This window comes from Mucilaginibacter sp. P4_G9 (assembly GCF_056400985.1).
In genome coordinates this window covers 1-8,332 of record NZ_JBFUKF010000224.1, presented here as the reverse complement: position 1 = coordinate 8,332, position 8,332 = coordinate 1, and the positions used below count along the sequence as shown (strand labels likewise).

The window sequence follows — 8,332 nt, the reverse complement described above, 5'->3', positions numbered from 1 at the left end:
CTCCAATCTCATATCTAACATCTCACATCTAAAGAAAATATGTCAGAATTAACGGTAGGATCCAGGTACGCAAAATCCCTTATTGACCTTGCACAGGAACAAAATATTGTTGATGCGATTAAAGCAGATATGGATCTGTTTATACATACCTTAAAGGCCAGTCCGGAGCTTAAAGCTGTTTTGAGCAATCCTATTGTTGCTCACTCCAAAAAAACCAAAATACTTGATGCTGTATTCCTGAAAAAGGTAAACAAGGCAACTATTGCGTTTTTTAAACTGATGGTTGATAAAGGCCGTGGCGAGGTTTTATATACTACTGCTTTTGAGTATGTGAACCTGTTTAATATTAAGAGGCATATTACAAAGGCTAAGGTTACATCGGCTACCGAGTTATCGGCAGCAAATAAGAAAACCATAATAGTCGAAGTACAAAGCACAGTAGGTGGTACTGTTGTATTGGAAACCAAGGTTGACCCATCATTAATTGGTGGTTTTGTACTAACCGTGGGCGACAAACAGGTTGATACCAGCATTGCCGCAAGCTTGAAAAAATTGAAAAAAGAATTTGCCCAGAAGGTGATTCAATAATAGTAAAAACAAAACTCTAAATAAATTTAAACAATGGTAGAGGTAAGACCAGACGAAGTATCGGCAATTTTGCGTCAGCAATTGGCAGGCTTTAAGTCAGAATCTGAATTAGAAGAAGTGGGTACTGTACTCCAGGTGGGTGACGGTATTGCACGCGTTTATGGATTAACCAAAGTACAATCAGGTGAGCTTGTAGAATTTGGCACAGGATTGCAAGGTATCGTGCTTAACCTTGAAGAAGATAACGTGGGCGTGGTATTGTTAGGTAAATCTGACGATATTAAGGAAGGTGATACTGTAAAACGTACCAATCGCATTGCATCAATCAATGTTGGCGAAGGCATGCTTGGCCGTGTTGTTGATACTTTAGGAACCCCAATTGATGGTAAAGGACCAATTGTAGGTAAAACTTACGAAATGCCATTGGAGCGTAAAGCGCCTGGTGTTATCTATCGTCAGCCGGTTACCGAACCTTTGCAAACAGGTATCAAAGCTATCGACGCGATGATCCCTATCGGTCGTGGCCAGCGTGAGTTGGTTATTGGTGACCGCCAGACAGGTAAAACCGCTGTTTGCGTGGATACCATCATCAACCAAAAAGAATTTTATGATGCCGGTAAACCGGTTATCTGTATATATGTTGCCTGCGGTCAAAAAGCATCAACAGTTGCAAACATTGTACGCACGCTTGAAGAAAACGGCGCTATGCCTTTTTCTATCGTTGTTGCTGCAAGTGCTGCTGACTCTGCTACCATGCAGTTTTTTGCTCCTTTTGCTGGTGCCGCTATTGGCGAGTACTTCCGCGATACAGGTCGCCCGGCATTGATCGTTTATGATGACTTATCGAAACAAGCTGTTGCTTACCGCGAGGTATCTTTATTATTGCGTCGTCCACCGGGCCGTGAGGCTTATCCTGGTGACGTGTTTTACCTGCACAGCCGTTTATTAGAACGTGCCGCCAAAATCAACGCCAATGATTCTATCGCCCAGGCGATGAATGATTTGCCGGAGTCTATCCGTGGTATCGTTAAAGGTGGTGGTTCATTAACCGCGTTGCCTATCATCGAAACCCAGGCTGGTGACGTATCTGCATACATCCCAACCAACGTGATCTCTATCACCGATGGCCAGATCTTCCTTGAATCAAACTTGTTTAACGCGGGTGTTCGTCCGGCTATTAACGTAGGTATTTCGGTATCACGTGTGGGTGGTAACGCGCAGATTAAATCAATGAAGAAGGTAGCCGGTACTTTGAAACTTGACCAGGCTCAATACCGCGAGTTAGAGGCTTTCTCAAAATTCGGATCTGATCTTGATGCATCAACCAAAAACGTGCTTGATAAAGGCGTACGTAACGTGGAAGTGTTAAAACAAGGCCAGTACTCACCGGTAACAGTTGAAAAGCAAGTAGCTATCATTTACTTAGGTACAAAAAACCTGATGCGTAATGTCCCTGTAAAAGACATCAGGAAGTTTGAAGCAGAATACACAAGCCAGTTAGAAGTTCGTCACCCTGAAATATTAGCTGCCCTTAAAGCAGGTAAATTTGACGACCAGATAACAGGCGTACTGGAAACAGTAGCTAAAGAACTGGCAGGAAAATATTAATTTTAATAGCAAGTAGTTAGTATCAAGTAGCAAGATTTTAAGCGCTTGATACTTTGAAGCTAACTACTTGTATCCAATAAAATATAGCGTTAGTCGAGTGGCCATACAAGTCTTGAAACTTGATACTGAACACTTGATACAATAATGGAGAATAGCATTAGTAGGGTACCAGGTCAAAAAAATCTTGATACTTGATACTAAATACTTGATACTCAAAAAGAATGGCTAATTTAAAAGAAGTAAGAAACAGGATAAAGTCTGTATCGTCAACACAGCAGATCACCAAGGCCATGAAAATGGTTTCGGCTGCCAAGTTAAAGCGCGCTACAAATGCTATCGTTCAATTGCGCCCTTATGCTAATAAGCTTAAAGAGCTGCTGGCAAACCTTTCTCAAAGTTTAGAGGATGGCTCATCACCTTATTTGCAGGAGCGTGAGCCCGTGCGTGTTTTGGTGGTAGTGGTATCATCAAACCGGGGTTTGGCGGGGGCATTTAATGCAAACGTAATTAAAACGGCCAATAACCTAATTGCCGAAAAGTACAGTAAGCAATTGCAGGCCGGTAACGTTTCGATAGTTGCCATAGGTAAAAAAAGCCAGGAGTTTTACGAAAGGCGCAAGTACAACGTAATTGGTAACAATAACGATTTGTACCTTGACCTTAACTTCGAGAATGCTTCAAAAATTACTGAAAGCATTATGGAAGGTTTTGTTGATGGTAAGTTTGACCGTGTTGAACTGGTGTATAATCACTTCAGGAACGCGGCCGTACAATACCTTATTGCCGAGCAGTTATTGCCTGTGCCAAAACCAGATAAGAAGGAAGCTGTAAAAACTGCCAATGTTGATTACATACTGGAGCCATCGCAAGAGGAAATAGTAGAGCAGCTGATCCCTAAAAACATCAAGATCCAGTTATACCGTGCTGTATTAGATTCAAACGCATCTGAGCATGGCGCACGTATGACAGCCATGGATAAGGCTACCGACAATGCCGGCGAGCTGCTGAAAGCCCTTAAGCTTTCATACAACCAAGCCCGCCAGGCTGCCATTACCACCGAGCTTACCGAAATTGTGAGCGGTGCGGCTGCCCTTTCAAGCTAATCCATATTCATAAACTTATTTATACCGGGCCTCCTTGCAAAAGGAGGCTTTTTTTGTTTTTAAGCGAAATTTTTGACATATGCTGTTAGCCACACGCTCGGGTTGTTCTTTATTTCGGTTTCCAAAAACGAAACAATTTTTTGCATTGCGTCTCCGGGGTCGGTATTTAGGTTGTTTGAATTGAATTGGGGGCCCCCATCAAAATTGATATGCCCTTTTTTAAGTACCGGGACAGCAGTAATTAATGGTACTCCTGCTATTCGTGCTAAACGGGCAGGAAGCAGCGATACATTATGGTGTTTTCCTAAAAAGTTAACCGGGCAATTGTTTAAATTATTAAAAATATCGCAGGCAATAACTATTCGCCCTTTTTGGTTCAAATATTTCACTATACACCGCAAGTCGGTAATTCCCAGCGCCTGCCGCTGAATGCGCTCTCTTTGTTTAGTCCATTTACCACCTGCTATAATTAACGAAAAATTATTTTCAAGGCACCATTGCACCAACAATCTTTTCCATGGTGTATGGCAAATGGCTATAACACAACCAGAATCGGGAGGGATAGTAACATTAAAATTTACCAAACGGAGTGTAATGAGGCGAAGCGGACTTCGCACGGATACCGAGATAACCCGCCTGACAAACCTGGTGTACCAGATTTGATTAAGGTTTTTATATAATTGGCTTTTACCGTTTAAAATGTAAAACGGGATTTTTAAAACCCTGGAAGTTATAAGGCAATAATGAATACCGGCACTTAAATATGATAAAATGCTGCAAGCAGATATGAATTGGACTAAAATGTAAGGCTTGAGAGGCATATTTAATTAAATTACAAGAGGCTGTTTAAAAAAGCTTTTTTGTCATGCTAAACGTAGTGAAGCATCTATTATTCGCCATGCTTCTTCGCCCTGTACAGTCTGCGAGTAGATCCTTCACTGCGTTCAGGATGACAAATCTTTTAAAACGTCATTCCCCCTTCGGAATCCACGGATTTTAGCTCTTGTAATGGCGATCTCATACCCGCAAATAAGCCCTCGCTGGTTTAGTTGGTTAACTTTTTAATATGATACAATTTACTGATAGCCAGTGGATATTGAATGCGTAATTAGATATTGCACGCATATTGTGAAGTGGATGAGTATTGTGTAAAGTTCCCGGTTGGTTGGACTTAGCAGGAAGATTACCGTTCCATGAACGAACAAACAAACAACGACCAGTACGACAACTCATGTCGTAGTGAAATTTTATAACTATTTGATATATAATAACTTGCCTCGGTATTTGAAAATGGTATGTAAGCTTGCACCTAAACGGTGGAACACCGGCAACAGCTCATAGAGATTGCCGTCTACCTCAAGGGGATAAACACGCTCCTTCTGACGGGAGAATAGAAAATATTCCGGCTGCCTGTAGTAATCACAAGCACATTTACTCGGCAGTTGTCGGGTCGATGATTGTACCAACCTCACYAACGGAGTTTGCCGGGAATCCACCTTGCCGGGCATGTTCCCTAACCATATCCTCATTGGGGGCAATGTAAATGCAATAGATCTTGTTATCAGTTACATAGCTTTGCACCCATTGAATTTGCGGGCCCATATTGCTCAATACTCCGCATGAGGCTTGTGAAATGGCTTTTAGTTGTTCTTGCGAAAGCTCACCTGCTCCAGGTATTTCTCTTTCAATTACATACTTTGGCATAATTTGGCTTTTTAGGTTTTTACTGGCTTAGCGCTGGGGGGAGCGTTCCTTCTTATGTGAAGTTACGAAAACAACGATCATATATCAATAAAATAATTCTTCGTTTTTGCCCATTTTAGCCTTGTTGTCAGTGCGTTGGGCGTCTATTTATAAAAACGGATTGCACGGTACCAGATCGCTGTGTTGATTGCTTTGCCGTATGTTTTATTGCTCAATTATCAATGTTCATAATGTCGCGGTAAATCTCGTCAAAAGGTATGTTTTTATGTTTTTGAAAGATAGACGAAAACCGCGTGCTGATGGGGTTTAGCAATTGGATGCATAATTGTTTTTCGTCGTCGGTTAAGCCGTTTACCATCATACCTGCTACTTTCAAAACTTCTATTTTTGCTTTATCCAGGGTTTCCTCGCCTTTTGGGGTTAGCCGGAGCCGTACCACACGCTTGTCGTCCTTGTCGTTGTATTCGCTGATCATGCCGCGTTTTTTAAGCCTGATAAGCATGTTGGTTCCGCTGGATAGTTCCAGCAGGTTATCATAGATCACCTCGGATTTAATGGGGCTCTTTTTGTTAAAAATAATTACCAGGATGCCAAACTCTTCAATCTGGTCTAAGCCAGTACCTTCCAGGGCCTTATTGGAATACATGACATGAAACTTGCCGATTTTACGGATGAGGATAACCAGCTGACCATTAATATCCGGCATTATCTGCCATTTGGTTGCTATAGGCAAATCCTGTTTGATGGTGGCTGTTAACTGCAGGCGATAAAAGTCTTCAAGTGTGCCTTCGGGGTACTGCTCCTCGAACGCTCCCCATAGTTTAACCAGTTCAACTGTTTTATTCATATTTCCTGCCATTTGGTAGCAATTATAAAAAAATGTTACCAATAATTTGCAATTAACTGCCTTTTGGTTTAATATTGTAATAAAATACAACCAAAAAGTAGTAATATGAATAACGGAACTTACCTATTGACGCTATTATGCCTGCATGTGATGGGCCTTGTACTGATGGCAGGAACCACCTTCGTGGATTATATAGCTTTTAGTAACATTTGGAATTTACTTGACCATGGAAAAGAAAAACCCGACAGCTTGTTGCAAGTGACAGCCAGGTTTTCGAGGCTGATTGGAATAGGGGCGGCGATACTTATCCTAACCGGGCTTGGAATGATGGCTTTAACAAAAGGAGTTTTTGGCGAACAACTATGGTTCAGGATTAAGTTTGGTTTGGTAATCATCCTGGTAGCCAACGGGGTAATTGTGGGCAGACGCCACGGACTAAAATTCAGAAAGCTACTTACCGACAACGGCTTTGAGTTGGGCCCGCAAATTATGCAAAGCAGGAGTAAGCTGAACCGCTTTTATATTATCCAGCTGGCCATTTTTATAACTATAATCATATTAAGCGTTTTTAAATTCAATTAAAAATCGCCGGCATATGGAAAACGAACAAACCTCGCCAGCTTGTAACTGGCTGTTAAACATCAAATAATTTATATCATGAAAAAGGACAAGACCATTTATTGGACAACCACCATCATCATTTCGTGCATCATGCTTTTTAGCATTTACAAAATGTATTCGGCAGATTATGAACACCTGGGGTTTCCAAAATATTTTAGAGTTGAGCTTGCAATAGCCAAAATAACCGGTATTATTGTGTTGCTTGTTCCGCAGATCCCCGCAAAAATTAAAGAATGGGCATACGCCGGATTTGGTATTGTGTTAATCTCGGCTTGTATTGCACATTTCAATAGCGGCGATACCATTGTAAATGCTTTGGAGCCATTGATCTGGCTGATTATACTGGCATTTTCAAACCGGTATTTGTATAAAATGGAAACGTTCAATAATCTACAAAGCACGGGATGATCGCCGGTAAAGTCGAATTGCCCGATAAATTTTAACTATGCTGCAGTTTCAGGTGTTAACCTATCCTTAATACCCAGCTTATGAAAGGCTTCAGCTGTTATTTGGCTGGCTATAAATGCCTATATTTGCCTTAAAATCATCAGTATGACAGGAAAAGCGCCCAAAGAATCATATACCATCATGAATGAACTGGTATTACCCAATGATACCAATACATTAAACAACCTGATGGGTGGGCGCCTGCTGCACTGGATGGATATCGCTGCCGCTATATCGGCGCAAAAACACAGCAACCGTATTGTAGTAACAGCTTCGGTGGATAATGTATCATTTCAATCGCCTATAAAACTGGGCGACGTGATTAGCATTGAAGCAAAGGTTACCCGCGCGTTTACTACCTCGGTTGAAGTAAGGATGGATGTATGGGCGCAAAATATTCCATCGGGTACCAAGGTAAAAAGCAACGAGGCCTATTATACATTTGTGGCATTGGATGGCGACGGGCAAAAAACGCAGGTGCCAATATTACTGCCCGAAACTGAAGAAGAGATAGCGCTATATGAAGGCGCCCTGCGCCGCCGCCAGCTGCGTTTAATCCTGGGTGGTAAAATGCACCCTAATGATGCTACCGAGTTAAAGGCCCTTTTCTTTGGTGAGCAACTGCCGTTAAATCTCAAAGATTAATTCGTAACAAATGAGGGCTGGTGCCATCTAAATTATAACAGTTTAACATACATACAGCCATGAGATACTTTTTTTGCATTGTGCTACCACCCCTGGCCGTGTTATCAACAGGAAGGATCGGGGCTTTTATACTCAATATATTTTTAACCTTATTTGGAATTATTCCGGGAATCGTCCATTCCATATTGGTTACCAATGATTATTACGACGCCAAAAGACACCGGCAACTGGTGCGGGCTACCCGTAGGGTCCGTTGGTAAGGATTGAATTAAAAATTTGCTGATTTGAATATTTGAAAATGGCTATGTTTGCTTGCTGATTTTCTGTACCGATTAATTTGTCTTATAATTCAAGATTAAAGAGACAGTCATCAACGGAATCAGCGTAATCAAACACATCAACAGTGCAAAAAGGTAAGCTATTAATTATTGATGATGAGGAGCGGCTGCGTAACCTCATGGCCCGCATTCTGCAACTGGAAGGGCACGAGGTAATTACCGCGGCAACCGGTAAAGAAGGTTTGCGCAAATTACAGCAGGAGCATATACACGTTGTATTGAGCGATGTAAAGCTGCCCGATATTGATGGCATCACCCTCACCGAAACCATAAAAAAAACATACCCCGCAACAGAAATTATTGTACTTACCGCCTATGGCACTATTAACGATGGTGTTAAAGCCATTAAAGCAGGCGCCTTTGATTACATAACCAAGGGGGATGATAACGAAAAGATCATTCCGTTGGTAAGCAAAGCAATGGATAAAGCC

At 41.7% G+C, this 8,332-nt stretch carries 11 protein-coding genes; 8 read left to right on the top strand and 3 right to left on the bottom strand.

The window, feature by feature from the left end; translation table 11 throughout:
- The first annotated feature begins 39 nt into the window (after nt 1-39).
- From atpH to atpG, 3 genes are all read left to right on the top strand, one after another.
- The gene (atpH, locus tag AC1DPZ_RS17540; protein ID WP_477405724.1) at nt 40-588 is read left to right on the top strand and encodes an ATP synthase F1 subunit delta; all 549 of its coding nucleotides are present in this window, start codon (nt 40-42) and stop codon (nt 586-588) included.
- Between the two features lie 33 nt (nt 589-621).
- Nucleotides 622-2,196, top strand: a complete 1,575-nt coding sequence (gene atpA, locus AC1DPZ_RS17535; protein ID WP_477405722.1) for a F0F1 ATP synthase subunit alpha — start codon at nt 622-624, stop codon at nt 2,194-2,196.
- A gap of 221 nt (nt 2,197-2,417) precedes the next feature.
- Nucleotides 2,418-3,299, top strand: coding sequence for an ATP synthase F1 subunit gamma (atpG, locus tag AC1DPZ_RS17530; RefSeq protein ID WP_477405720.1), 882 nt, complete (start codon nt 2,418-2,420; stop codon nt 3,297-3,299).
- Between the two features lie 59 nt (nt 3,300-3,358).
- Here the strand turns inward: atpG and AC1DPZ_RS17525 are convergent, their stop codons facing one another.
- The 3 genes from AC1DPZ_RS17525 to AC1DPZ_RS17515 form a co-directional block, all read right to left on the bottom strand.
- Complete coding sequence (locus tag AC1DPZ_RS17525) at nt 3,359-3,883, bottom strand: LpxL/LpxP family acyltransferase (RefSeq protein ID WP_477405718.1); 525 nt, start codon at nt 3,881-3,883, stop codon at nt 3,359-3,361.
- 847 nt (nt 3,884-4,730) lie between these two features.
- Nucleotides 4,731-5,003 (bottom strand): DUF4242 domain-containing protein, encoded by a 273-nt coding sequence (locus tag AC1DPZ_RS17520; protein ID WP_477405716.1) that lies wholly within the window; start codon nt 5,001-5,003, stop codon nt 4,731-4,733.
- 211 nt (nt 5,004-5,214) lie between these two features.
- Nucleotides 5,215-5,850, bottom strand: coding sequence for a MarR family winged helix-turn-helix transcriptional regulator (locus tag AC1DPZ_RS17515; RefSeq protein WP_477405714.1), 636 nt, complete (start codon nt 5,848-5,850; stop codon nt 5,215-5,217).
- A gap of 105 nt (nt 5,851-5,955) precedes the next feature.
- On the opposite strand from AC1DPZ_RS17515, the gene AC1DPZ_RS17510 reads away from it, so the two are divergent.
- The 5 genes from AC1DPZ_RS17510 to AC1DPZ_RS17490 form a co-directional block, all read left to right on the top strand.
- Nucleotides 5,956-6,432, top strand: a complete 477-nt coding sequence (locus tag AC1DPZ_RS17510) for a hypothetical protein (RefSeq protein WP_477405712.1) — start codon at nt 5,956-5,958, stop codon at nt 6,430-6,432.
- A gap of 75 nt (nt 6,433-6,507) precedes the next feature.
- Nucleotides 6,508-6,879: a DoxX family protein gene (locus tag AC1DPZ_RS17505; protein WP_477405710.1), complete on the top strand. Its 372-nt coding sequence runs from the start codon at nt 6,508-6,510 to the stop codon at nt 6,877-6,879.
- A gap of 144 nt (nt 6,880-7,023) precedes the next feature.
- Nucleotides 7,024-7,563 carry an acyl-CoA thioesterase gene (locus AC1DPZ_RS17500; protein ID WP_477405708.1) on the top strand — a complete coding sequence of 180 codons (540 nt, stop codon included), beginning with the start codon at nt 7,024-7,026 and terminating at the stop codon, nt 7,561-7,563.
- 59 nt (nt 7,564-7,622) lie between these two features.
- Nucleotides 7,623-7,823 (top strand): YqaE/Pmp3 family membrane protein, encoded by a 201-nt coding sequence (locus AC1DPZ_RS17495; protein WP_477405706.1) that lies wholly within the window; start codon nt 7,623-7,625, stop codon nt 7,821-7,823.
- 143 nt (nt 7,824-7,966) lie between these two features.
- Nucleotides 7,967-8,332, top strand: a 366-nt coding sequence (locus tag AC1DPZ_RS17490) for a response regulator (RefSeq protein WP_477405704.1), incomplete at its 3' end; no start/stop codon positions are given.

Bases quoted from the DNA above. Each gene is read 5' to 3' on its own strand.
- AC1DPZ_RS17510 (WP_477405712.1), top strand. From the start codon at position 5,956: ATGAATAACGGAACTTACCTATTGACGCTATTATGCCTGCATGTGATG.
- AC1DPZ_RS17505 (WP_477405710.1), top strand. From the start codon at position 6,508: ATGAAAAAGGACAAGACCATTTATTGGACAACCACCATCATCATTTCG.
- AC1DPZ_RS17495 (WP_477405706.1), top strand. From the start codon at position 7,623: ATGAGATACTTTTTTTGCATTGTGCTACCACCCCTGGCCGTGTTATCA.
- AC1DPZ_RS17500 (WP_477405708.1), top strand. From the start codon at position 7,024: ATGACAGGAAAAGCGCCCAAAGAATCATATACCATCATGAATGAACTG.
- atpH (WP_477405724.1), top strand. From the start codon at position 40: ATGTCAGAATTAACGGTAGGATCCAGGTACGCAAAATCCCTTATTGAC.
- AC1DPZ_RS17515 (WP_477405714.1), bottom strand. From the start codon at position 5,850: ATGAATAAAACAGTTGAACTGGTTAAACTATGGGGAGCGTTCGAGGAG.
- atpA (WP_477405722.1), top strand. From the start codon at position 622: ATGGTAGAGGTAAGACCAGACGAAGTATCGGCAATTTTGCGTCAGCAA.
- atpG (WP_477405720.1), top strand. From the start codon at position 2,418: ATGGCTAATTTAAAAGAAGTAAGAAACAGGATAAAGTCTGTATCGTCA.